At 70.9% G+C, this 23,558-nt stretch carries 23 protein-coding genes, 1 pseudogene and 1 riboswitch; of the genes and pseudogenes, 11 read left to right on the forward strand and 13 right to left on the reverse strand.

The window, feature by feature from the left end:
• Positions 1 to 484 (forward strand): annotated as a pseudogene (locus HLK59_RS28555) (hypothetical protein); the annotation flags it as partial.
• Between the two features lie 47 nt (positions 485 to 531).
• Positions 532 to 1,527 (forward strand): 2-hydroxyacid dehydrogenase, encoded by a 996-nt coding sequence (locus HLK59_RS28560; RefSeq protein ID WP_171144411.1) that lies wholly within the window; start codon positions 532 to 534, stop codon positions 1,525 to 1,527.
• Here the strand turns inward: HLK59_RS28560 and HLK59_RS28565 are convergent.
• Positions 1,479 to 3,359: an anthranilate synthase family protein gene (locus HLK59_RS28565; protein WP_171144412.1), complete on the reverse strand. Its 1,881-nt coding sequence runs from the start codon at positions 3,357 to 3,359 to the stop codon at positions 1,479 to 1,481. The two genes, HLK59_RS28560 and HLK59_RS28565, sit on opposite strands and share 49 nt — an antisense overlap.
• A gap of 280 nt (positions 3,360 to 3,639) precedes the next feature.
• On the opposite strand from HLK59_RS28565, the gene HLK59_RS28575 reads away from it, so the two are divergent.
• Together HLK59_RS28575 and HLK59_RS51280 are read left to right on the forward strand one after the other, a co-directional pair.
• Positions 3,640 to 4,989 (forward strand): 3-deoxy-7-phosphoheptulonate synthase class II, encoded by a 1,350-nt coding sequence (locus HLK59_RS28575; RefSeq protein WP_171144413.1) that lies wholly within the window; start codon positions 3,640 to 3,642, stop codon positions 4,987 to 4,989.
• Between the two features lie 164 nt (positions 4,990 to 5,153).
• Positions 5,154 to 5,387, forward strand: a complete 234-nt coding sequence (locus HLK59_RS51280; RefSeq protein WP_171144414.1) for a (2Fe-2S)-binding protein — start codon at positions 5,154 to 5,156, stop codon at positions 5,385 to 5,387.
• Here the strand turns inward: HLK59_RS51280 and bfr are convergent.
• Positions 5,384 to 5,863 carry a bacterioferritin gene (bfr, locus tag HLK59_RS28585; protein ID WP_171144415.1) on the reverse strand — a complete coding sequence of 160 codons (480 nt, stop codon included), beginning with the start codon at positions 5,861 to 5,863 and terminating at the stop codon, positions 5,384 to 5,386. The genes HLK59_RS51280 and bfr overlap by 4 nt on opposite strands.
• 176 nt (positions 5,864 to 6,039) lie before the next feature.
• Between bfr and HLK59_RS28590 the strand changes: the two genes are divergently transcribed.
• A complete protein-coding gene (locus tag HLK59_RS28590) occupies positions 6,040 to 6,672 on the forward strand; it encodes a sulfite oxidase-like oxidoreductase (protein WP_171144416.1) in 633 nt (210 codons plus the stop codon).
• A 37-nt stretch (positions 6,673 to 6,709) separates the two neighbouring features.
• Here the strand turns inward: HLK59_RS28590 and HLK59_RS28595 are convergent, their stop codons facing one another.
• The 6 genes from HLK59_RS28595 to thiO form a co-directional block, all read right to left on the reverse strand.
• Positions 6,710 to 7,189 carry a DUF4396 domain-containing protein gene (locus HLK59_RS28595; RefSeq protein ID WP_171144417.1) on the reverse strand — a complete coding sequence of 160 codons (480 nt, stop codon included), beginning with the start codon at positions 7,187 to 7,189 and terminating at the stop codon, positions 6,710 to 6,712.
• A 76-nt stretch (positions 7,190 to 7,265) separates the two neighbouring features.
• Positions 7,266 to 8,126 carry a deoxyribonuclease IV gene (locus tag HLK59_RS28600; protein ID WP_171144418.1) on the reverse strand — a complete coding sequence of 287 codons (861 nt, stop codon included), beginning with the start codon at positions 8,124 to 8,126 and terminating at the stop codon, positions 7,266 to 7,268.
• A gap of 61 nt (positions 8,127 to 8,187) precedes the next feature.
• On the reverse strand, positions 8,188 to 10,113 hold the full coding sequence (gene pknB / locus HLK59_RS28605; protein WP_171144419.1) for a Stk1 family PASTA domain-containing Ser/Thr kinase: 1,926 nt from the start codon (positions 10,111 to 10,113) through the stop codon (positions 8,188 to 8,190).
• A 118-nt stretch (positions 10,114 to 10,231) separates the two neighbouring features.
• On the reverse strand, positions 10,232 to 11,026 hold the full coding sequence (locus HLK59_RS28610) for a thiazole synthase (protein WP_171144420.1): 795 nt from the start codon (positions 11,024 to 11,026) through the stop codon (positions 10,232 to 10,234).
• 3 nt (positions 11,027 to 11,029) lie between these two features.
• The gene (thiS, locus tag HLK59_RS28615; RefSeq protein WP_171144421.1) at positions 11,030 to 11,230 is read right to left on the reverse strand and encodes a sulfur carrier protein ThiS; all 201 of its coding nucleotides are present in this window, start codon (positions 11,228 to 11,230) and stop codon (positions 11,030 to 11,032) included.
• Complete coding sequence (thiO, locus tag HLK59_RS28620; RefSeq protein ID WP_171144422.1) at positions 11,227 to 12,381, reverse strand: glycine oxidase ThiO; 1,155 nt, start codon at positions 12,379 to 12,381, stop codon at positions 11,227 to 11,229. Before thiO ends, thiS begins: the two co-directional genes overlap by 4 nt.
• A riboswitch (TPP riboswitch) is annotated at positions 12,379 to 12,490 on the reverse strand. Its footprint overlaps the gene before it by 3 nt.
• Before the next feature lie 52 nt (positions 12,491 to 12,542).
• On the opposite strand from thiO, the gene HLK59_RS28625 reads away from it, so the two are divergent.
• From HLK59_RS28625 to HLK59_RS28650, 6 genes are all read left to right on the forward strand, one after another.
• Positions 12,543 to 12,893 (forward strand): hypothetical protein, encoded by a 351-nt coding sequence (locus HLK59_RS28625; protein ID WP_171144423.1) that lies wholly within the window; start codon positions 12,543 to 12,545, stop codon positions 12,891 to 12,893.
• Positions 12,894 to 12,925: 32 nt separating this feature from the next.
• Positions 12,926 to 14,143, forward strand: coding sequence for an FAD-dependent oxidoreductase (locus tag HLK59_RS28630; protein ID WP_171144424.1), 1,218 nt, complete (start codon positions 12,926 to 12,928; stop codon positions 14,141 to 14,143).
• A 65-nt stretch (positions 14,144 to 14,208) separates the two neighbouring features.
• The gene (locus HLK59_RS28635; RefSeq protein WP_171144425.1) at positions 14,209 to 14,580 is read left to right on the forward strand and encodes a helix-turn-helix domain-containing protein; all 372 of its coding nucleotides are present in this window, start codon (positions 14,209 to 14,211) and stop codon (positions 14,578 to 14,580) included.
• 189 nt (positions 14,581 to 14,769) lie between these two features.
• A complete protein-coding gene (thiE, locus tag HLK59_RS28640; protein ID WP_171144426.1) occupies positions 14,770 to 15,420 on the forward strand; it encodes a thiamine phosphate synthase in 651 nt (216 codons plus the stop codon).
• A 98-nt stretch (positions 15,421 to 15,518) separates the two neighbouring features.
• Positions 15,519 to 16,442 carry a methylenetetrahydrofolate reductase [NAD(P)H] gene (gene metF, locus HLK59_RS28645; protein WP_171144427.1) on the forward strand — a complete coding sequence of 308 codons (924 nt, stop codon included), beginning with the start codon at positions 15,519 to 15,521 and terminating at the stop codon, positions 16,440 to 16,442.
• A gap of 56 nt (positions 16,443 to 16,498) precedes the next feature.
• Positions 16,499 to 17,440 (forward strand): hypothetical protein, encoded by a 942-nt coding sequence (locus tag HLK59_RS28650; RefSeq protein ID WP_171144428.1) that lies wholly within the window; start codon positions 16,499 to 16,501, stop codon positions 17,438 to 17,440.
• Between the two features lie 7 nt (positions 17,441 to 17,447).
• Here HLK59_RS28650 and HLK59_RS28655 read toward each other — a convergent pair whose 3' ends face one another.
• The 5 genes from HLK59_RS28655 to HLK59_RS28675 all read right to left on the reverse strand — a co-directional run bounded on the left by HLK59_RS28655 (position 17,448) and on the right by HLK59_RS28675 (position 23,529).
• A complete protein-coding gene (locus tag HLK59_RS28655) occupies positions 17,448 to 18,962 on the reverse strand; it encodes an NAD(P)/FAD-dependent oxidoreductase (protein WP_171144429.1) in 1,515 nt (504 codons plus the stop codon).
• Between the two features lie 82 nt (positions 18,963 to 19,044).
• Positions 19,045 to 19,662: a DUF4126 domain-containing protein gene (locus HLK59_RS28660; protein ID WP_171144430.1), complete on the reverse strand. Its 618-nt coding sequence runs from the start codon at positions 19,660 to 19,662 to the stop codon at positions 19,045 to 19,047.
• Between the two features lie 387 nt (positions 19,663 to 20,049).
• The gene (locus HLK59_RS28665) at positions 20,050 to 20,667 is read right to left on the reverse strand and encodes a TetR/AcrR family transcriptional regulator (protein WP_171144431.1); all 618 of its coding nucleotides are present in this window, start codon (positions 20,665 to 20,667) and stop codon (positions 20,050 to 20,052) included.
• A gap of 44 nt (positions 20,668 to 20,711) precedes the next feature.
• Positions 20,712 to 22,796 (reverse strand): YhgE/Pip domain-containing protein, encoded by a 2,085-nt coding sequence (locus HLK59_RS28670; RefSeq protein WP_171144432.1) that lies wholly within the window; start codon positions 22,794 to 22,796, stop codon positions 20,712 to 20,714.
• Positions 22,768 to 23,529, reverse strand: coding sequence for an ATP-binding cassette domain-containing protein (locus HLK59_RS28675; RefSeq protein ID WP_171144433.1), 762 nt, complete (start codon positions 23,527 to 23,529; stop codon positions 22,768 to 22,770). The genes HLK59_RS28670 and HLK59_RS28675 overlap by 29 nt, the downstream gene beginning before the upstream one ends.
• Between the last annotated feature and the right edge of the window lie 29 nt (positions 23,530 to 23,558).

Here is a 23,558-nt window from a genome sequence, read left to right on the forward strand (position 1 = left end):
GATCGCCGCCCATCACGACCGGAACGCCACCGTCCACGCCGCCCGTCGCAACGCCCGCTCCCTGATCCGCCCCGAGCACCCCACCCGCCTCGGGGACCGCCTCCACGCGCCCGCTGTCCGGCTCGGTGCCGAGTACGGCGTCGATCTCGCCACCGTCTGGCCCCGGCTGTGGCTGCTTCTCCCCGCCTCCACCCGCGACATCCTCACCGCGACCCGGACCCGTCTCGACGCCGCGTTCGCGCTGGGCGGCTGGGCGCTGCTGTATGTGCCGCTCGCCCTGCGCTGGTGGCCGGCCGCACTGGTCGCCGTGGTCTCCGCGCTGGTGTCGCGCCGCCGTGCCGCCCTCGCCGCCGAGGCCTACGCGGAGCTCGTCGAGGCCACCGTCGACCTGCACCTCGACCGCCTCCACAGCCGTCTCGCCGAGCCACGCCCGTCCCCGCAGCAGGGCCGCGCGCTGACGGAGCGGCTCCGCAGAGGTCTGTGAGATATTCGCCAGGACCAGACAATTCCGGCGCACCCCCGGAGGGCCGTGTGGAGATCCTCGCCTTCGGAGTCCAGGCGGACGAGAAGCCTCTGATCCAGCAGGCCTTCCGGGGCCACCACGAGGTCCGCTGTCTGCACGTCTTCCTCAACGAGGACACCGCCCCCATCGCGGCCGGCTACGAGGTGATCTCCACCAGCGTCAACGCCGAACTCGGCGCCCGCGTCCTGGAGATCCTCGCGGCCGGCGGCACCCGGATGATCGCCCAGCGGTCCACCGGGTTCAACAACATCGACCTCAAGGTCGCCGAACGGCTCGGCATGACGGTCGCCCGGGTCTCGTACTACTCGCCGTATTCCGTGGCCGAGTTCGCCTGGACCCTCGCCATGGCCGTCAACCGCCGTATCGTCCGCGCCTCCACCCGCACCCGCGACTTCGACTTCCGCCTCGACGGCCTGATGGGCCGCGACCTGCGCGGCCGCACCGCCGGCGTCCTCGGCACCGGCAAGATCGGCGAGGCCTTCACCCGGATTGCCCACGGCTTCGGCATGCGGCTGCTCGGCTGGGACGTCGCCGAGAACCCCGTGTGCAGGGAACTCGGCATGCGGTACGTCCCCAAGGAGCGGCTCCTCGCCGAGTCCGACCTCGTCACCCTGCACGTCCCGCTGATGCCGGAGACCGAGAACCTCATCGACGCCGACGCCCTGAAGAGCATGAAGGACGACGCGATCCTGGTGAACTCCAGCCGCGGCGGCCTGATCGACACCGCCGCCCTCGTCGACGAGCTGCGCGCCGGCCGCTTCGCGGGCGTCGGCCTCGACGTGTACGAGGCCGAGGCGGGCCTGTTCTTCCTCGACAAGTCCCTGGAGGCCATCGAGGACGACACCCTGGCCCGCCTGGTCACCTTCCCGAACGTCCTGGTCACGTCCCACCAGGCGTACTACACCGAGGACGCCGTCGGCCAGATCGTCGACGCCACGGTGCGCAACGTCCTCGACTACAGGGCCGGCCGCCGCTCGGAGAACGTGCTCGTGCCGCGCAGCTGACCCATCAACTCCCGCACGACCGCGGCACCGTTCAGCGTGAGCACCGACTCCGGATGGAACTGCACCCCGGCGAAGCCCGGCCCGCGCAGGGCATGCACCTCACCCGAGGCGCTCCGGCTGACCTCGACCTCGTGCGCGGCCAGTTCGGCCGCCGTCTCGTCGTCGCAGTGCGCCACGAAGCTGTTGTAGAAGCCGACCGTCTCCTCCCGCCCGAACAGGTCGATCGTCGTCTGCGCCCCCTGGTACGGCACTTCCTTCCGTACGATCTCCAGCCCCAGCTCGGCCGCGAGCAGCTCGTGTCCGAGGCAGACGCCGAGCACACCGTGCCGGTTCTTGCGGACGACATGGGCGGTCAGCTCGCGCAGGAAGCCCATCTTGGGGTCGGTCAGGTCGCAGGGGTCGCCGGGACCGGGGCCCAGGACGACCGGACCCTCGTGCGCGAGGACCGCCTCGCGCAGACCGGGCTCGTCGTAGCGCCGGACGGTGACATCGAGGCCGCTCGACCGCAGGACGTGCGCGAGCATCGCCGTGAAGGTGTCCTCGCCGTCGACGACGAGGGCGTGCCCGGTGAGTTCCTCGGCACGCTCCTGCATCCGCAGCCAGAACGGCGCGAGGGACGACCGGCGCCCGTCCAGCGCGGCACGCACGCGTGGGTCGTCGGCGAGTCGCGGCCGTACGGACTCCCCACCCGTCCGTCCGGGCCGTACCCCCAGCGCCGCCAGCACCCCCGCCGCCTTCGCGTGTGTCTCGGCCACCTCGCTCACCGGGTCCGAGCCACGAACGAGGGTCGCGCCGACCGGAACGCGCAGCTGACCGTCGTAGGAGATGTCCGCGGTGCGGATGAGGATGGGGGAGTCCAGGGTCTGCGCACCCCCGGAATCACGGCCGAGCAGCGCCAGCGCACCCGCGTAGTACCCCCGCCCCCCGACCTCGTGCCGCTCGATGACCCGGCAGGCGTTCTGCACGGGCGAGCCGGTGACGGTCGCCGCGAACATGGTCTCCTTCAGCACCTCCCGCACATCCAGCGAGGACTTCCCGCGCAGCTCGTACTCCGTGTGCGCGAGATGAGCCATCTCCTTCAGCCGCGGTCCGACGACGACACCGCCCATGTCGCCGACGGTGCACATCATCTTGAGCTCCTCGTCGACGACCATCGACAGCTCCTCGATCTCCTTGCCGTCGGCGAGGAAGTCGAGCAGGTGCTCGGCAGTGGGCCCTTCGGCCGGGTAGCGGTACGTCCCGCTGATCGGGTTCATCACGACCGTGCCGCCGGACATCCGGACGTGCACCTCCGGGCTGGCGCCGACCAGGGTCCGGTCGCCGGTGTGGACGACGAAGGTCCAGTACGCACCGCGTTCACCCTCCAGGAGCCGCCGGAACAGGGCGAGGGCATCGGCCCTTCCGAACCCCGGGATCTCCCCCTCGTACGTCCGCCGGATCACGAAGTTCGCGCCCTCGCCCTGCCCGATCTCCTCGCGCAGCACGCGTCCGACGATCTCGGCGTACTCCTCGTCACCGACATCGAAGCCACCGCGCTCGACGCGTACGTCGTGCGCCGGGAGCTGCTCCAGGACCTCCTCCAGGGCCAGCGTGCGGGTTTCCTCGGGGACCAGCACCGCGAGCGGTGTCCCGTCGTCGCGCACGTCGAAGCCGCGCTCGCGGATCTGGCGGAAGGGGATCAGGGCGAGGCCCTCGTCGGGGAGGTCGGCGAGGCGGTCGTACGTGGTGACCGGGCCGAGCAGCAGCTCCACGGTCCGCTCGTCGTGGCCCGGCGTGCGACGGCGCAGCAGGGCGAACGGGCGGGGATCGTCGAGCAGGTCGATCAGATGCATGGGTCCGTTGTCCTTCTCGGTGGGAACTCGACAGGAGTTCACTGGGAGGAACGGACCCCGGAAACGCCGAAGGCCGCCCCTCGGGCGGCCTTCGCGAAGTCTTGCGTACGCGCAGTCAGTGGGCCGCCGGATGAGCGGTCCACCACCAGTTCTGGATCGTGTTCTGGGTCGAAAGCGCGAACATGCGAGGCACCCTACCCCATGCGCAACTGAGCGGGACCGCGTCTCACCTGTCGAGCCGTGCGAAAACGACGCGACACGACCCCGTAATGTTGAGGCCGTGACCGTGAACGCTAAGACCGGCCAGAGCGCCGGCAACACCTGGCGAGACCTGCCCGCGGCGCAGCAGCCCGAGTACCCCGACACCGAGGCTCTGCGCGCAGTCGTTGCGGAGCTGGAGTCGTATCCGCCGCTCGTCTTCGCGGGCGAGTGCGATCAGCTGCGCGCCCGGTTGGCGGCCGTCGCCAAGGGAGAGGCGTTCCTCCTCCAGGGCGGCGACTGCGCCGAGGCCTTCGACGCGGTGTCCGCCGACCACATCCGCAACAAGCTCAAGACCCTGCTCCAGATGGGCGCCGTACTGACGTACGCCGCCTCGGTGCCGGTTGTGAAGGTCGGCCGCATCGCCGGCCAGTACTCCAAGCCGCGCTCCAAGGGCACCGAGACCCGCGACGGCGTGACCCTGCCGACGTACCGCGGCGACTCGGTCAACGGCTTCGAGTTCAACGAGAAGGCCCGTATCCCGGACCCCGAGCGCCTGAAGCGGATGTACAACGCCTCCGCCTCCACGCTCAACCTGGTGCGCGCCTTCACCACCGGCGGCTACGCGGACCTGCGCCAGGTGCACGCCTGGAACCAGGACTTCGTGAAGTCCTCCCCGTCAGGGCAGCGCTACGAGCAGCTTGCGCGGGAGATCGACAACGCGCTGAACTTCATGCGGGCCTGCGGCACGGACCCGGAGGAGTTCAAGACGGTCGAGTTCTACGCCTCCCACGAGGCGCTGCTCCTCGACTACGAGTCGGCGCTGACCAGGGTCGACTCGCGTACGGGCAGCCTGTACGACGTCTCGGGCCACATGGTCTGGATCGGTGAGCGCACCCGCCAGCTGGACGGCGCGCACATCGAGTTCGCCTCCAAGATCCGCAACCCGATCGGGATCAAGCTGGGCCCGACGACGACGGCCGAGGACGCGCTCCAGTACATCGAGCGCCTCGACCCGGACCGTGAGCCGGGCCGCCTCACCTTCATCGTGCGGATGGGCGCGGACAAGGTCCGCGACAAGCTGCCCGAGCTGGTCGAGAAGGTCACCGCCTCCGGCGCGACCGTCGCCTGGATCACCGACCCGATGCATGGCAACACCTACGAGGCGGCCTCCGGCCACAAGACCCGACGCTTCGACGACGTGCTCGACGAGGTCAAGGGCTTCTTCGAGGTCCACAAGGGCCTGGGCACCCACCCGGGCGGCATCCACGTGGAGCTCACCGGCGACGACGTCACCGAGTGCGTGGGCGGCGGCGACGAGATCTTCGTCGACGACCTGCACCAGCGCTACGAGACGGCCTGCGACCCGAGGCTCAACCGCAGCCAGTCCCTGGATCTGGCGTTCCTCGTCGCGGAGCTGTACCGGGACTAGTAGCAGATCAGCAGGGGATGCGCCTGTTACAGGAGCATGAGGTGGGGCGCGGATCACATACGATCCGCGCCCCACTCCACTTTTGCGGTTCCTGCGCGCCGGGTAAGGTTAGGTTAGCCTCACCGATCAATCGGGACGGCACCACCTATCGATCCCGGCGGGAGGTGAACCGCGTGTACGTCTGCAGTTGCTTCGGCGTCACCGAGCAGCAGGTCAAGAAGCACGCGGCGGACGGTGCCTGCACCCCGCGCCAGATAGCCTCCGCCTGCAAGGCGGGCACCGACTGCGGTTCCTGTGTGCGGCGCATCCAGGCGCTGCTGGGCCGGGGGGCCTGCCCCACGCGTGAGCTCGCCGAGCAGGGTCAGCAGGTCCTCGCCGAGCTGGACGAGGCCGCCTAGCTCTCCGGCTGCTCGATCAGCTGGGCGATGTAGAGCGCCTCACCGAGCTTCTCCACCAGCTCCAGCTGGGTGTCGAGGTAGTCGATGTGGTGCTCCTCGTCCTCGAGGATCGACTCGAAGATGTTCGCGGACGTGACGTCGCCCTTGGCGCGCATCACCTCGATACCGCGCTTGAGACGGTCGATCGCCTCGACCTCGACCTGTCGGTCGGCCTCGAACATCTCCTTGACCGTCTGCCCGACCCGGACGTGGAACAGGCGCTGGTAGTTCGGCAGCCCGTCCAGGAAGAGGATCCGGTCGGTGAGCACCTCGGCGTGCTTCATCTCGTCGAACGACTCGTGGCGCGTGTACTTGGCGAGCTTCGTCCAGCCGAAGTTCTCCTGCATCTTCGCGTGCAGGAAGTACTGGTTGATCGCGGTGAGCTCGCCGGTGAGCTGCTCGTTGAGGAATTCGATGACCTCGGGGTCGCCCTGCATCGCAGAGGCTCCTTCCAACCGGGGGGAACTGGCAGGTTGCGCCGCATCCTTGCACCGGTATCGAAGATCGTCCAGTAAGTCTTCACTTAGTAAGTAAGGGCATGCTTAGTCCGATTTGAGGGGAATCAGGGAAGGCTTGGTCAGGTGCACCGCCCCGGGTCTGTCAGGATGGAGTCATGGGTCAGCCGGTGGAACGCGAGTCAGGAGAAGCGGCACGGTCCGAGCTTCCGCCGGGACAGCGAATGCAGCGCGGATGGCCGGTCACGCACTACGGGCCCGTCCCCAAGTTCCGCCCCGAACGCTGGGAGTTCCGCGTCTTCGGCGCCACCGCCGACGGTGAGAAGCAGTGCTGGAACCACGAGGAGTTCTCGGCCCTGACGCACACCACCGTCGTGGCCGATCTGCACTGCGTGACGAAGTTCAGCATGCTCGGTGCCGAGTGGGGCGGCGTCCCCGCCCGGACCATCCTGGACATCGCCCCGCCCGCCCCGGCCGTCACCCATGTGATGGTGTGGGCCGAGTACGGCTTCAGCTCCAATCTGCGCCTCGAGGACTTCGCCGCCGAGCGCACGATCTTCGCCACCCACAAGGACGGAGAGCTGCTCACCGCCGAGCACGGCTTCCCGCTCCGGCTGGTCGTCCCCCATCTGTACGCCTGGAAGGGGCCCAAATGGGTCCGCGGCGTCGAGTACATGACCGCCGATCGCCGTGGCTTCTGGGAGGAGCGCGGCTATCACAACATCGGCGACCCCTGGCGGGAGCAGCGCTACTCCTACCAGGAGGTGCCCGGGGACGGGCCCGAACTCTAGGGTTCCGGCCGGTGGTGGTTCCGGCCGGCGGCGCCGGTCAGTGGTGGTACCGGTGCACCACCGCATGGCCCTTGCCGCGGCCGATCATCCACTTGTTGACCGGTGTGGTGAGGACGAAGGCGACGGCCAGCGCGATCGCCAGCGCTCCCCAGAACAGCGGGTCGCCGAGTCCGGCGTCCATGGCCCCCGGCCACAGCACGATCACCCCGTTGTCGACCAGCTCCATCACCGCGATGGACAGGGTGTCCGCGGCCAGCGCCACCTTCAGCGCGGCGCGCAGACCGAGGCCCGCCTTCATGACGCCGCGCAGGGTGAGCGCGTAGCCGAAGAAGAAGGCGAGGACGATCGCCAGGATCAGGGTCGGGGCGTTGCCCCAGCCGAGCGCGGTGCCGATGACCATGCCGAGCACCTCGCCGATGGCACACCCCGTGAGGCAGTGCAGAGTGGCCCGGACTGCCCCGGCCCAGCCGCCGCCCGCCTGGTGGTGAGCGTGTCCCGTGTGCGCCTCGTGCTGCATGAGTGCCCCCAATGTCAGGTAACGGTTCCCGCACCGAGCAAGAACCGTATACCCCCCAGGGGTATTCCGTGACGGATTACCCGTCTCGCAGTTTCTTCAGCCGTTCCACGTCCGCCGCGTGGCCCTCCTTGCCGCCGGGCGTCTCGATGATCAGCGGTACGCCCTCGGTGGCGGGGTGGGTCATCAGCGCCCGGAACGGGTCCTCGCCGATATGGCCGGCGCCGATGTTCGCGTGCCGGTCCTTGTGGGCGCCGACCACGTCCTTGGAGTCGTTGGCGTGGATCAGCTTCAGACGGCCCTCGCCGACGGTGTCCACCAGCAGGTCGAGGGTCTGGTGCATGCCGGAGGGGCCGGTCAGGTCGTGGCCGGCCGCGAAGATGTGGCAGGTGTCCAGGCAGATGCCCAGCTGGGGATGGGCGTCCAGCGCCTCGAAGTACGGGCCGAAGTCCCAGGTCCGCGAGCAGAGCGAGGAGCCCTGACCGGCGGTCGACTCCAGCAGCAGATACGGGTCGTCGTCATGGGTGAGCTCGTCGAGCAGCGGCAGCATGTACTCCCGGACCTGCTTGAGGGCGACGGACCGGTCCCGTCCGCCGGTCGCGCTGCCCGTGTGCACGACGACACCGAGCGCCCCGATCTCCCGCCCGCGCCGCAGCGAGTGCCGCAGGCTCTCCACCGACTTCTCCACCGTCGCCTCGGTGTGCGAGCCGAAGTTGATCAGATACGGGGCATGGACGTACGCCGGGATCGACTCCGCCGCGCACGCCGCACGGAACTCCTCGTCCTGGCGAGGGTTGCCGACGGGCGTGGCCCAGCCGCGCGGGTTGGCGACGAAGACCTGCACGGTCTCGGCCGCGAGGTCACGGGCGTAGGACAGGCCGACGGAGTGGAGACCGCCGGCCACGGGGACATGGCCGCCGACGGGGTTGCGCTGAGTCATCACCCGCCCAGGGTGTCACGCGGCGCGGGGTGCCCCGCCGGGGGACGGTGATCGGGCCCGCTCAGCGGATCTCGATGGTGATCGTCGACCCCTTGGGGGCGGTCTGGCCGCCCTCCACCGACTGGCTCTTGACCGTGTCGCCGAACAGCCCGAGGAGCCCGCGGTCCTCGTCGACCTCGAAGCCGGCCCCCTCCAACTCGGCCTTGGCGTCGTCGACACTGTCACCGACCACGTCCGGGACCTCGACCATCTCCGGGCCCTTGGAGATCGTCAGCGTCACGGTGTCGCCCTCGGCGGCCTCGCTGCCGTCCTGCGGGGTCTGCGCGGCGACCAGGCCCTTTTCGTACTCGGAGTTGACCTGCTGGGAGGCGACCTTCACCTTCAGGCCCGCGTCCTCCAGATCCGCCTTCGCGTCCTCCAGGCTCTCGCCGGTGACGTCCGGGACGTCCACCGGGCTGCCCTTGCTGACGACCAGGGCGATCGCCGCGCCCGAGCGGAGCGTGGTGCCCGCCTCCGGGTCGGTGCTGATCACGAAGCCCTTGATGACGTCGTCGCTGAACTCCCGGGTCACCATGCCCGGTTCCAGGCCGTCGCTCTTGAGCCGGGCCTTCGCCTTGTCGAGCCGGAGGCCCGTGAGATCGCCCAGCTTCACCGTCTCGGGACCCTTGGAGACGGTCAGCGTCACCGAGTCGTTGTTCCGGATCCGGGTGCCGACGGACGGGTCCGAGCCGATGACCCGGCCGCGCTTGACGGTGTCGCTGTACTCCTGCTCCACCTTGCCGACGTCCAGCCCGGCCTGGTCCAACCGGTCCCGGGCCTGCGCCTCGGTCTTGTCGATCAGCGCCGGGACCTTGGTGAACTGGCCGGAGTTGATGTACCAGACGCCGGCGCCGACACCGAGGATCAGCAGCAGGGCGACGACGATCGCGAGCGGGCCGCGCGGGGGTCCCGAACGGCGCCGGGGCGGCGGGGGCGGCGGGCTCTCGAAACGGCTCGTGCGGTTGACCACCGACTGCGGCCCGTCCTCGTCGACCGGCAGCAGCCGCGGCACCGTCAGTGAGCGCGGGATCACGCTCGTACGGTCCTCGGCGCCGCTGTGCGCGACGGACAGGGCCTGCGGCGGGACCAGGTCCAGCTGGTCCTCGCTGAGCGCGCCGCGTGCCGCGCGGGCCTGTGCGAGCAGCGCCACCGCGTCGTAGGGGCGGATGTCCGGGGTGCGGGCGGTCGCCGACGCGACCAGCTCGTCCAGCGGGTAGGCCAGCCCCGGCACGATGCCCGAGGGCGGCGGGACGTCCTCGTGGAGGTGCTTGTAGAGCACCACGGCGGGGGAGTCCCCGTCGTGCGGCTTCTCGCCGGTCAGCATCTCGTAGAGCACGACACCGCACGCGTACACGTCGACGCGGGGGTCGGCGGTGCCGCTCTCGATCTGCTCCGGCGCGAGATACGAGACCGTGCCGAGCACGGTGCCCGTGGTGTTGGTGACGGTGTCGACGGACCGGACGAGCCCGAAGTCGGCTACCTTGACCCGGCCGTCGTCCCCTATCAGCACGTTCTCGGGCTTCATGTCCCGGTGCACGAACCCCGCGCGGTGCGCGGCGCCGAGCGCGGCGAGGACCGGCTCCAGGATGTCGAGCGCGGCCCGCGGCTGCAGCGCGCCACGGTCGCGCAGCACGTCACGCAGGGTGCAGCCCGCCACGTACTCCATGGCGAGATAGACGTACGACCCGTCGGTGCCCTGGTCGAAGACCTGCACCACATTGGGGTGGGCGAGCCGGGCGACGGACTTGGCCTCGCGGATGAACCGGTCGACGAAGGTGGCGTCGGCGGCGAGGCCCGGGTGCATCACCTTCAGCGCGAGCACACGGTCGAGGCGGGTGTCCACGGCCCGGTAGACCGTGGCCATCCCGCCGACCGCGATCCGCGCGTCCACGCGATAGCGGCCGTCGAGCACCTGCCCGACCAGAGGGTCCTGAAGGGTCGTATCCACGCAGGTGAGTGTACGAGCCGCGACTGACAGGGCCGCCGGTTCGGGCGAGATCGGGGCGGGACTGAAGCCGTCCTGTGACGGACGTCGCAACGACTTTCGGCCCGTGTCGAACGTACGTTCAGAATGCGGGGCGTTCGGGATCCAGTCGCGCCAACCCCTCTGTGGGGGACGAGGCTTCGGCGAAGTGCCGCTTGGGGATGCGCCCCGCCCGGTACGCCAGCCGGCCCGCCTCCACCGCGTGCCGCATCGCGTGCGCCATCAGCTCCGGCTCCCGGGCCCGCGTCACCGCCGAGGCGAGCATCACACCCGCGCACCCCAGCTCCATCGCGAGCGCCGCGTCCGACGCCGTACCGGCCCCCGCGTCCAGGATCACCGGCACGCGCGCGTGCTCGACGATCAGCTGGAAGTTGTGCGGGTTGCGGATTCCGAGCCCCGAGCCGATCGGGGAGCCCAGCGGCATGATCGCCGCGCAGCCCACGTCCTGGAGCTTTCGCGCGAGGACAGGGTCGTCGTTGGTGTACGGCAGCACCGTGAAACCGTCGTCGACCAGTGTCTCCGCGGCGTCCAGGAGCTCGATGGGGTCCGGCAGCAGGGTGCGTTCGTCGGCGATGACCTCCAGCTTGATCAGATCGGTGCCGAGGGCCTCGCGCGCGAGGCGGGCCGTCAGCACTGCCTCGCCCGCCGTGAAGCAGCCCGCGGTGTTGGGCAGCACCTCGATGCCGAGCCCGGTCAGCACGGAGAGGACCGAGCCGTGCGCACGCGGATCCACCCGCCGCATCGCGACCGTGGTCAGCTCGGTGCCGGAGGCGATCAGCGCCCGCTCCAGCACATCCGGGCTGGGCGCGCCGCCGGTGCCCATGATCAGCCGGGACGAGAAGGTCGTACCGCCCAGGAGGAACGGATCGTCGGCCATGGGTCAGCCTCCTTGGACGGCGGTGAGTACCTCGACGCGGTCTCCGTCGCGCAGCGACGTCGACGGCCACTGCCCGCGCGGGACGACGGTTTCGTTGAGGGCCGCGGCCACTCCGGCAGGGGCCGGGGCCAGCGCCCGCACGACGGTGTCGAGAGCCGTGCCGGGAGCGATCTCCCGCGGCTCCCCGTTGACGGAGATGTTCATGCGGGCTGCTCCGTGAAGGTGAAACGCCGGGGGGTGAAGGGGCGGACCTCGTCGGGCAGTTCACCCGTGGTCAGCACATGGGCCATCGCGTCGCCGGTGACCGGCGTGAGCAGCACACCGTTGCGGTAGTGGCCGGTCGCCAGGAGCAGCCCCGGGAGCTCGGTCGGTCCGAGCAGCGGAGCGTTGTCGGGGGAGCCGGGGCGCAGTCCCGCGCGGGTCTCCGTGAGCGGCAGCTCGGTGATGCCCGGCACCAGTTCATGGGCGTCGCGCAGCAGCTCGTACACCCCGCCCGCGGTCACCGTGGTGTCCCAGCCCTGTTCCTCGCTGGTCGCCCCGATCACCAGCTCGCCGTTCTCGCGCGGCACCAGATAGACCTGGCCGCCACGGACCACGGCCCGCACGGTCCGGTTCAGGAAGGGCGCGTACCGCCGCGGCACGGTCAGCCGCAGCACCTGCCCCTTCACGGGCCGCACCGGTGGCAGCACATCGTCGGGCACCCCGGCGAGCCGCCCGCTGAGGCTGCCGCCGGCGAGCACCACCTGCCCGGCGCCCAGCCGGGTGCCGTCGGTGGCCGTGATGCCGGCGGCCCGGTCCCCCGCGAGGTCCAGGCGCTCGGCCCAGAGCCGGTGGAAGACCACGCCCGCGTGCTCGCACGCCGCGAGGAGAGCCTTGATCAGCCGCCGGGGGTCGATCTGATGGTCGCCGTCGACCCGCAGCCCGCCGCGCACACCCGGAGCGAGCATCGGCTCCAGGCGCCGGCACTCCCGCCCGGACAGCCACTCCGACTCCAGCCCCGACTCCCGCTGCAAGGCGTGTAGTTCGCGCAGATGGGCGCGGTCGTCGGAGTCCAGCGCGACGGCGAGCGTACCGCAGCGGCGGTAACCGAGGTCCTGGCCGGTCAGCCCGGTGAGCTCGGCCGCGAACTCCGGATAGCGGCGGGCCGAGGCCAGGTTCAGGCCCAGCAGGGTCTGCTCGCCGTAGTGCAGTTCCGTGACGGCGGCCAGCATCCCGGCGGCCACGTGGGCGGCCCCGCCGCCCGGTTCGGGATCGACGACGGTCGTGGCGAGACCACGCTGCGCGGCCCGCCAGGCCGTGACAAGGCCGATGATTCCGCCCCCGACGACGAGGACGTCTGACGTACGTGAGGACATGGGCGTCCAGCCCCTCCCTTCGCCGGCATGACCCGGATCAGGTTCGTACGGTCGGAGGCCGCCAGCCTCCCTCTCAGCCCGGTGCGTCCGGGCTCCCGCGAGTGCTCTACGTTGGCCACCCTAGCCCTTGGTTCCGCGCCTGTGTAAGGGAGCCCGCTGCCATGCCCCGCTCGCTGGACGGCCTCGTCCTCGCCCCCGTCGCCGACCAGGCCCCAGGTCAGGTGGGTACCCGCACCCGGTTCGCGTACCACGAGAAGGACGGCGAGATCTGGGCCGAGTACGCGGGCGGCGATGTCGTACGCGGGCATCTGGTGGGTACCCGGGACGGCGACCGGCTCGACTTCCGGTACGTCCAGCTCAAGCACGACGGGACGACCTCGTCGGGGCACTGCGAGTCCACGGTCGTCGAACTGGCGGACGGGCGGCTGCGGCTGGAGGAGAGCTGGGAGTGGGAGTCGCAGGCGGGCAGCGGGACGAGCGTTGTGGAGCAGGTCACGGTGCATGACCGCTGACTGACAAATTGTCAGTTGTCTATGGTGATCGGGTGAGCGAGCAGACGGAGCAGTCCCAGCGGCGCGTGGTCGTGGTCGGCGCGGGCATGGCCGGCGTACAGACCGCCGTGGCCCTGCGCGAACAGGGTTTCACCGGCACCGTGACCCTCATCGGCGCGGAGCCGCATCAGCCGTACGACCGGCCGCCGCTGTCGAAGGCCGTGCTGCTCGGAAAGGCCGAGGGCTCCGCCTTCGACGTCGACTTCGAGGCGCTCGGCATCGACCTGGAGCTGGGCCGCGAGGTGCTGGGCGTCCGCCCCGCCGAGCACGAGCTGGACACCGAGTCCGGGCCCGTGCCCTACGACGTCCTGGTCCTCGCCACCGGCGCCGAACCGATCCGGCTGCCCGGCGCGGAGGGCGTCCCCGGCGTCCATCTGCTGCGCACCCTGGACGACGCCGAGCGGCTGCGGCCGGTACTCGCCCGCCAGCACGACATCGTGGTGGTCGGCGCGGGCTGGATCGGCGCCGAGTTCGCCACCGCCGCACGCGAGGCGGGCTGCGCGGTGACGGTCGTGGAGGCCGCCGAACGGCCGCTCGCGGGGGCACTGCCGGCGGAGGTCGCCGCACCGATGTCGTCCTGGTACGCAGACTCCGGGGCCGAGCTGCGCACCCACGCGCGCGTGGAGCGGGTGCGGCCCGGCGAGGTACTCCTGGACGACGGCACGCGGCTGCCCGCGGACGCCGTCGTGGTCGGCATCGGCGCCCGCCCCGCCACGCTCTGGCTGGCCGGTTCGGGCATCGAGCTCGGCGCGCATCGCGAGGTCGTGGCCGACGACCGCCTGCGCACCTCCGCACCGGACGTCTACGCGGTCGGCGACTGCGCGTCCTTCCCTTCGGGAAGGTACGGCGAGCGGCTGCTGGTCCACCACTGGGACAACGCCCTCCAGGGCCCGCGCACGGTGGCGGCCAACATCATCGGCGAGACGCCCGCGGTCTACGACCCCGTGCCGTACTTCTGGTCCGAGCAGTTCGGCCGCTTCGTCCAGTACGTCGGCCACCACACGTCCGCCGACACGGTCCTGTGGCGCGGCGACCCGTCAGGACCGGCCTGGACGGTCTGCTGGCTGCGCGAGAACCGCCTCATCGCCCTGCTGGCGGTGGGCCGCCCCCGGGACCTGGCACAGGGACGGCGGCTGATCGAGGCGGGGACGGAACTGGACCCGGAGCTGCTGAGGGACCCGGCGAGGCCGCTGAAGGCGGCGACAGCGTAGTCCGAAAGCCCAGGTCGGAGGGGTCCGGCTTCCGACTGTCAGTGCGGGATGGCAGGCTTGATGTCGTGACCGAGATTGACGCAAAGATCGATGCTCTCGTCCCCGCCTGGCTCACCCTCCCCGACATCGCGGAAATCCTCGATGTCGAGGTGACGCGTGTGCGCCAGCTGGTCAAGGAGGGCCAGCTCATCGCCGTACGCCGTGGTGAGAACCGCGCACTGCACGTCCCCGCCGCCTTCATCGACGGGGTCGAGCAGAAGGTCGTCAAGGGCCTCACCGGGACCCTGACGCTCCTGAGGGACGACGGCTTCTCCGACGAAGAGATGCTGGAGTGGCTCTTCACCCCCGACGACAGCCTGCCCGGCACCCCCGCCCAGGCCCTGAGTGAGAACCGCGGCACGGAGGTGAAGCGGCGGGCACAGGCGTTGGCCGTGTGAGGTGAGGTGAGGTGACGTGAGGGGGCACGGGGCCGGGCGCGGGGCCGCGGACCGGCCTCGTGGTCTCCGTGCCGGCCTCGCTGCCGGGCGGCGTGCCCTGGCGCGTTCCGGCTGTGATTCACTACCGCCCGCCGGGGGTGACCGCACTCGTCCGCGGCCCGTACGTCACCGACACCGGGGGACACCGACATGCCCGACACCGCACGCGCCCGCCTCGCCGATGCCCGTGTCTATCTCTGCACGGACGCCCGCAGGCGGCAGGGCGATCTGCCGGAGTTCCTGGACGCCGTGCTGGCCGGTGGTGTCGACATCGTGCAGTTGCGCGACAAGGGCATGGAGGCGGCCGAGGAACTGGAGCATCTGAAGGTCTTCGCCGAGGCCTGCGCCCGGCACGGCAGGCTTCTCGCGGTCAATGACCGGGCCGATGTGGCCCATGCCGCCGGTGCCGATGTGCTCCACCTCGGTCAGGGGGACCTCCCCGTCCCCGCCGCCCGCGCGATCCTCGGCGACGACATCCTCGTCGGCCGCTCCACGCACTCCGAGGCCGAGGCCGCCGCGGCCGCCGTCCAGGAGGGGGTGGACTACTTCTGCACCGGTCCCTGCTGGCCGACCCCGACCAAGCCCGGCCGCCACGCACCCGGCCTCGACCTGGTCCGCCACACCGCCTCCCTCGACACCGACCGCCCCTGGTTCGCCATCGGCGGCATCGATCTCGGCAATCTCGACCAAGTGCTGGAGGCGGGTGCCCGCCGGGTCGTCGTCGTACGGGCCATCACGGAGGCGGACGATCCGGGCTCCGCCGCGGCGGAGTTCGCGAAGCGGCTCAGGGACCCGGTGTGATCGGCCCCGGTGTCCGAGGGATGGACAACAAGTCGACAAAAAGGGCAAATTTCCCCGATTCGGTTGGGTGACCGCTGCCCCCTGGCTAACCTGCGGGTATGGCCCTCGGAACCGCATCCACCAGGACGGACCGCGCACGCACCGTGCGCGACATGCTCGCCTCGGGCAAGACGACGTACTCGTTCGAGTTCTCGGCGCCGAAGACCCCCAAGGGCGAGCGGAACCTGTGGAGCGCGCTCCGGAGGGTCGAGGCGGTCGCCCCGGACTTCGTCTCCGTCACCTACGGTGCCGGCGGTTCCACCCGTGCGGGCACGGTCAAGGAGACCGAGCAGATCGTCGCGGACACCACCCTGACGCCGGTCGCCCACCTCACCGCGGTCAACCACTCCATCGCCGAGCTGCGCAACATCATCGGCCAGTACGCCGACGCCGGGATCCGCAACATCCTGGCCGTGCGCGGCGACCCGCCCGGCGACCCCATGGGCGACTGGGTGGCCCACCCGCAGGGGCTGACCTACGCCGCCGAACTCGTCCGGCTCATCAAGGAATCGGGCGACTTCTGCGTCGGCGTCGCCGCCTTCCCGGAGATGCACCCGCGGTCCGTGGACTGGGACGCCGACGTCGCGCACTTCGTCGACAAGTGCCGGGCCGGCGCCGACTACGCCGTCACGCAGATGTTCTTCCAACCGGAGTCCTACCTGCGGCTGCGCGACCGGGTCGCCAAAGCCTCCTGCGAGACCCCCGTCATCCCCGAGATCATGCCGGTGACCAGCGTGCGGATGCTGGAGCGCCTGCCGCAGCTCAGCAACGCGGCCATCCCCTCCGTCCTGAAAGAGCGGATCCTCACAGCAAAAGACGATCCGGCCGCTGTACGCTCCATTGGGATCGAATTCGCCACGGAGTTCTGCGCGCGGCTGCTGGCCGAGGGAGTGCCAGGACTGCACTTCATCACGCTCAACAACTCCACGGCGACGCTGGAAATCTACGAGAACCTGGGCCTGCACCACCCACCGCAGGCCTAGACCGGCCGCACGGATATACGACACACTGCGTAGCGGTCACTGGGAGAGGGGCGTACATGGGCTGGACGGTCCTCTACATCGCGTTCGGAATCGTCGCGCTGTGGTTGCTGGGTGAGGTGCTGCTGCAGTACAAGGCGCGGCTGCGCTGGCGACTGCTCGCCTTCGCCGGCTTCCTTGGCGTCGTGCTCGGTGTCCTCATCCCCTCGGTGGTCGTCATCGGACTGGGCGCCATCGCCTTCGCGGTCGGCCAGACCTACGTCACCCTCTCCTTCCGCCGCGGCTTCGAACAGGGCTGGGCGGTCAATCCGCCGGAGGCCCTGGGCGGCCTGGTCGGCGGCAAGCGCGGCGGTCGCCGCGAACGCGGCCGCGAGGAGCCGACACTGGAGGTCTCCGACCTCGAGGCGACGGACGCCGCTTACGGCGACGAGGGCGACTACACCTCGAACGCCTCCGGTTACGGCCAGGACGACTACGACCGCGACGACGTCTTCACGCCCGCCCGCCCCGCGGCCGCCGAGACCACCGCGGTCTACGAGCCGCAGCCGATGCCCGACGACACCGGTTCCTACGGCATATACAACGACGGCGCGTACGCCGGTCAGAGCCAGACCCAGGACCAGTACGCGACGGCCGCCCAGGGCGCCGACCAGCAGCAGTACGGCTACGACGGCTACACCGGCTACGACCAGCAGCAGTACGGCTACGACATGGCCGGACAGCAGCAGTACGCCGCCTACTCCGACCCGTACATCGGCACCCAGACCTACGGCGGCTACGACACCTCCTACGGCGGTCAGCAGCAGTACGGCCAGCAGGCCTACGGCCAGGACCAGTACGGCAACCCCACCTACGCGGGCGAGACCCCGGCCGGCGGTGTGTGGGTCCCGCAGCAGCGCACCGACGAGACGTACGGCGGCGAACTCCCGCAGGAGCAGCAGTACCCCTACCAGGGCAACGGCCAGCAGGGGAACGGCTACGACGAGCAGTACCGCTTCTGACCCGCGGTCACTGAGAGCCGCGGAACTCCGGCCCCTCCACGATCAGCCCGGCCACCAGCGCACCCGACATACCGGCGTGCGGGAGACCGCCGCCGGGGTGTGACCAGCCGCCGACGGTGAACAGGCCGGGGAGCCCGGTGGTGTTCGCCGGGTGCAGCAGGCGTCCCTCGGCCGCGGCGAGAGCCGGGGCGGGGACCGCGCCTCCCTCCGCGCCGGTCGCATCCGCGATATCGGCCGGGACGCGCACCTCGCGCCAGAGCAGGCGCTCGCGTATGTCCGGTACGGCACGCTCGGCAGCGGTGATCAGCGCGTCCGCGTGATCGTCGTAGACCTCGGAGGCCGGCCGGTCCCGGTCGGCGTGGGCGGGCACCGTGGCGGTGAGGGTGATCGCCTCGTGGTCCGGGCCCGGGACCACACCGGGGTCGTCGGGGCGCAGGACGGTGAGAGTGGGGCGCGCGTCGAGCCCCCAGGACGAGCCGAACAGCAGCTCCAGCTCACGCTCCCGGTCCTGCGCGTGCACGACCGTCCGATGCGCCGCCCCCTCGGGGCGCCCGCCGCGCAGCGCCACCAGCACCGTGATACGGCTCGGCAGCCCGCTCAGCGGAGGAACGCCACCGTCCTCCCTCACCGCCGTACCCCGCACACAGCGGCTCAGCACCTCGGGCGCGACACCGGCGACCACGAACTCCGCCTCCGCCACCGTCCCGTCAGCGAGCTCAAGACCCGCCGCCCTGCCGTCCTTCTCCAGAACCCTGGTGACCTCAACGCCGAAGTGGAACTCCACCCTGCGCGCCACACACCGCTCGTACACCGCGCGCGCCAACTCCCGCATGCCGCCCCGGACATACCAGGTGCCGAAGGCGTGCTCCATGTACGGCAGCACCGCCGCGCTCGCCGGGGCGACCCTCGGGTCCAGGCCGTACGCGAGGGCGTGGCTCTCCAGAAGGGCGACGAGTCTCGGATCGCGCAGCTCCCAGGCGCCGACCTCGGCGAGTGTGCCGGCCCGGCGGGTGCGGAGCAGCTTCTTGTGGGGGACCGACGGATAGGGCTCGCGGTCGGCCAGCACCGACCAGTTCGGCCAGAGGGGTTCCTCCAGGAGCGGCCTGCGCGTGCGGTCCCAGGCCTCGCGGGCCCGGACCAGGAAGTCGCCCCAGCGGGCGCCCGCGTCCGAGCCGAGCGCCGCGTCCAGCGCCGAGACGACACCCGCGCGGGAGGCGTTCGGCAGGTCGGCCTCCGTGCCGTCCGCGAAGACGTGCCGCGTCGACGGGTCGACCTGGACCAGGTCGACGACCGACTCCAGCGGTTCCTTGCCGGTCTTGACGAACAGATCGCGGTAGACCGCGGGCAGGGTGAGCAGGCCCGGTCCGGTGTCGAAGGCGAAACCGTCGCGCTCGAGACGGCGCACCGCACCGCCGTACGTCTCCGTACGCTCGTACACCGCCACCCGGTGGCCCGCGACGGCCAGCCGGGCAGCGGCCGCCATCGCGCCCATCCCGGCGCCGATCACCGCAATCCGTGCCATGCCTGCGACTTTATCGGCCGCCACTGACAACCCCGGCCGCGGGCGGCGCCGCGGGACTGCCAGGGGGCATCGGCGCGGTGCGTCACCAGCCCGGTGGGTGTCCCGTCCGACCCGCCAGCCGTCTCTCCTCCCGCCGTTGCGCCCGCCGGCGCAGGAACCGTCGGATCCGGGAGATCAGGAAGACGAGTATCACCAGGCCGCCGACCAGCAGTACGGCCGCGATGACCGCCGCCGCCTCCGGATGGAATATGGCGAAGGTGATGATTCCGGCGACCCCGAGATCCTCGGCCAGGCTCACGATCACGTTGCTGAACGGCTCCGGCGAGCTGTTGACCGCCATCCGCGTCCCGGCCTTGACGGCATGACTGGCCAGCGCCGTCGAACCGCCGACCAGACCCGCGACCGCGTCGTTGAGCGAACCGCTCTGCCCGGCGAGCACCGCGCCGACCCAGGCGCCCGCGGCGGGGCGGATCACCGTGTGGACCGAGTCCCACGCCGAGTCGACGTACGGGATCTTGTCCGCGACCGCCTCGCACAGGAACAGCACGCCGGCTGTGATGAGGACCTCAGGACGCTGGAGCGTCTCGGGGACTTCGTCGCTCAGCCCGGTCGCGCCGAAGAGGCCGAGCAGCAGCACGACGGCGTACGCGTTGATTCCGCTGGCCCAGCCGCTGGTGAAGACGAGAGGGAGTACCGACACGGAGGCGATCGTAACCACTGGGCAACGGAGCGTCCTGGGCTTGAGTGCGCAGGTCTGAGTATCCGTACCTAGTGGGCGAGATGAGTACGCGCGCGGATGGGCGCCGACCTGCGTGAACGAGAGAGTGGAGCCACGGAGAAGGGGAACGGCTCCGGCACCGGCGACACGGGGCGCCGGAGTGGAGCCGCCCCGGATCCGCTCCTTCCGCCGACGGAAGTCGGCGGGAGCGAGGCACGGGGGACCCGGGGGAACGACCGAACGGGGGTCCAACGGGGGACACGGGGGAAAACGGGGGAGCACGAGAAGGCGCCGGTTCGAGGTGGCCCGCGGGGGACGCGGCCACAGCGGACCGGCGCTTTCGTCTGTCTACGCGCGCGTACCGCCGGCTCAGCCCCGGCCGCTCACCCGGCCCTGCAACAGCCGTGACAGCGCCGAGTGCACATCGTCCAGGGAACGCTCCGCCTGGAACGCCTTCCAGTCCAGGGCCGCCACCAGCACCATGCCGACCAGGGCGGACGCGGTCAGGGAGACATCGATCGCCTCGTGGAACTCGCCGTTCGCGATGCCCTCGCGCAGCACGTCCTCCACGACCGCCACCGCCTGCTGCCGGACCACCATGAGCGTGGACTGCCAGGCCCGGTTGGTGCGCCAGAGCTCGGCCACGTACAGCTGGGTGAAGGCCGGGTAGCGGTCGATGAAGACCAGGCCGGCCCGGATCATCGCGTCCAGGGCGTCCGTCTTGCTGCCGCCGTCCGCCGCCGTCCGCTCCGCCGCCTCCCGCAGAGAGGCGGTGAGCAGTCCCACACCGTGCCGCAGCAGCTCCTCGAAGAGGACGGACTTGCTCGCGAAGTTGTAGTAGACCGTGCCCTTCGCCACCCCGGCCCGCTCGGCGATCTCGTCGACGGTGGTGGCGGAGAAGCCCTGCTCCGCGATGAGCGTGACGGCCGCCTCGTAGAGCTTCTGCCGGGTGGCCTCGCGGCGTGTGCTGCCGCTGCTGCTTTCCATGACCCCGATTCTCACAGCTGCCGGGGTCCCGGAGGTCGTCGAGGTCACAGGCTCAGCTCCGGGTGCAGCCGGTCGAGCGTCCACACCTGGCGGCGGCGGGCCGACAGCGCGGTCAGCGCGAGCGCGCCCGCGGTGAAGGCGACGAGCACCACGCACGCGTGCCAGACCGGACCGAGACCGCCACCCGTGATGAGTCTGCGGAGCGCCTCGACGACATAGCTCATCGGCAGGAAGGGGTGGAGCGCGTTGAAGAAGGCCGGGCTGGTCTGCACGGGGTACGTGCCGCCCGCGGACGTCAACTGGAGCATCAGGAAGGCGAGGACGAGGATCCGGCCCGCCGCCCCGAAGCGGGCGTTCAGCCACTGCACGATCGCCGCGAAGCACGCCGTCACCAGGAACAGGAAGCCCACCGTGCCGGCCGCCCGCACCATCTGGAGGCCGATCGCCCAGTGCAGCACCGACATCAGGGCCACCGTCTGGAGCACCCCGACCGCCACCACCGGCAGCCAGCCCGCCAGCGCGATCCGCCACGCGGGGGCGCCCGCGGCGAGCGCACGCCGGTTCATCGGTGCGACCAGCATGTACGCCACCATCGCGCCCACCCACAAGGACAGCGGGATGAAGTAAGGGGCGAACCCGGTGCCGTAGTTGGGCGCCTTGTGCATGTCCTTGGAGACCAGCTGGACGGGGTCGGCCATGACCTCGGTCCGCTCGTCGCGGTCCTGCCGGTCGTAGTCGGGGATCCGGTCGGCGCCGTCGTGCAGCCCGTCCGAGAGCTTGCCGGAGCCGTTGACGAGCTTGTACATGCCGCCGTTCAGATCGTCGGCGCCGGTCTTGAGCTCGCCGACCCCCTCGTCCAGGTCACCGGCGCCGGTCCTGGCCGTACCGAGCCCCGTGTGCAGCTTCTTGGCGCCCGCGGCGACCTTCCCCGCGCCCTTGTTCAGCTCGTTGACCTTGGCGACCGCGTCGCCGAGGTCCTCGGAGAGGTGCGGCGCCCGGTCGGCGAGCGCCTGGGCCTGCTTCTGAAGGGTCGCCAGGTTCTTGTCGAGCTTCTTCAGGTCGCCGTCCTGGTCGCCCACGAGGGTGTCGAGGTCCTCGGCGACGGTCGCCACGTCGGCGGCCGCGTCCCTGGCCTTCTCCAGGTCGGCACAGGCCGCGTCGGGCAGCAGGGCCTTCTCGCAGCGCGCCGTGTAGACGCCGGCCAGCGTGTCGGAGGCGGTGCGGGCGCCCTCGGCGGCGACGGGGGCCGTCGTCACCAGGGTGTCCAGGTGCTTGCGGATCGCCTTGCTGGAGTCCGCGACGAGCTGGGCGGTGTCACCGATCGTCTTCTCGTTGTCCGCCAGGAACGGACCCACCTTCTCCGCGACCCCGTTGACCTTGTCGGCGAGCGTCTGGGTGCCCTCCGCGACCTGCTGCGAGCCGTCCTGGAGGTCGCCCGCGCCCTTGTCGAGCTTCTTCAGCCCCTTGGCCAGGTCTCCGCTGCCGCTCTTGGCGTCCTTCAGCCCGTCCGCGAGGTCCTTGGACCCCTTCTCGGCCTTCCCGAGGCCGCCCTCCAGCTTGTCGGCGCCCTTGGCGGCCTTGACCGTCGCGCCGTGGATGTCGGAGAACGAGATGAAGATCCGGTCCAGGAAGGACCGCGACGCCTTCGTGGACGCGGCCTGGCGCACCTCGCTGAAGACCGTGCGCGAGATCTGCCCGACGATGTAGTTGTTCGCGTCGTTGGTCCGCACCTGAAGCGCGCCGGTCTCCGGCGAGTCGCCCGCGCTGGACGCGATCCGCGCACTGAAGTCGGTCGGCACGGTCAGCGACAGGTAGTACCTGCCGTCCTCCACGCCCGCGCGTGCCTCGGCGGCGCTCACCTCGTGCCACTCGAAGACGTCGCTGTCGTGCAGCCCCCGGGTGATGTCGTCGCCCGCCGCGAGCTTCTTCCCGTCGGCGGTCGCCCCCTTGTCGTCGTTCACGAGCGCCACGGGGATGCGGTCGAGCCGGCCGTACGGATCCCAGAACGACCACAGATACAGGGCGCCGTACAGCAGGGGCAGCACCAGCAGGGCCACCAATGCGGCCCGCGGCAGCTTCCCCCGTCCGAAGCGCCGGAGCTCAAGCGCGGCCAGTCGCGGCGAGCGCATCGGTGTCCTCCTTCTCCTGGACGGTGTCCTCGGTGGAGCTCTGAGCGGTGTTTCGGGTGGACACCTTCGCGGCCTCCTCGGGGGCCTCACCGCACACCGCGAGGACGGTGGTCCCCGCCTCGGCGATCGAGGCCAGCAGCGCCCAGACCTCGGCCCGTTCCGCGGCGGACAGCTTCAGATCGGCGTCGTCCACGCCGAGCAGCCGGGGGCGCCCGATCAGCGCGAGGGCGATCGACAGCCGCAGCGCCTCCAGCCGCTCCAGATCGCGTACGGCGGTCCGCGAGCCCTTGGGCAGGGCATCCCGGTCGAGACCGGCGGCGGTCAGGGCGGTGTCGATCCGCAGCCTCGCCTCGGTCACGCGCTCGGCACGCGGCCGCAGCAGCCCGCGCACCGAGTCGCCGAACCGGTGCTGCAACAGCGCCCGTTCGCGCAGGTGCTCCCCGACGGTCAGCGCCGGGTCGAGGTCGGTGACACCGGCGACATTGGCCACGGCGCTCATCCGCCGCACCGCCGCGAGGTACTTCGGCAGCCGGGCCCCGCCTACGGCCGCCGTCCCCTCGGACGCCTTCATCCGCCCGGTGAGCGCGAGCAGCAGACATGTACGGCCCGACCCTGACGCCCCCTCGATCGCGATCAGTGCGCCGGGCTCCGCGTCGAGGCCGATCCCGCGGAAGGCCCAGCCGCGCGGCCCCTTGAGCCCGAAGCCCTCGGCTGTGACGGCGACTCCGCCCACAGCCCACCCCCTGAGTTTTTGAACTGACT

It is taken from the genome of Streptomyces sp. S3(2020) (assembly GCF_013044505.1).
Taxonomy (GTDB): Bacteria; Actinomycetota; Actinomycetes; order Streptomycetales; family Streptomycetaceae; genus Streptomyces.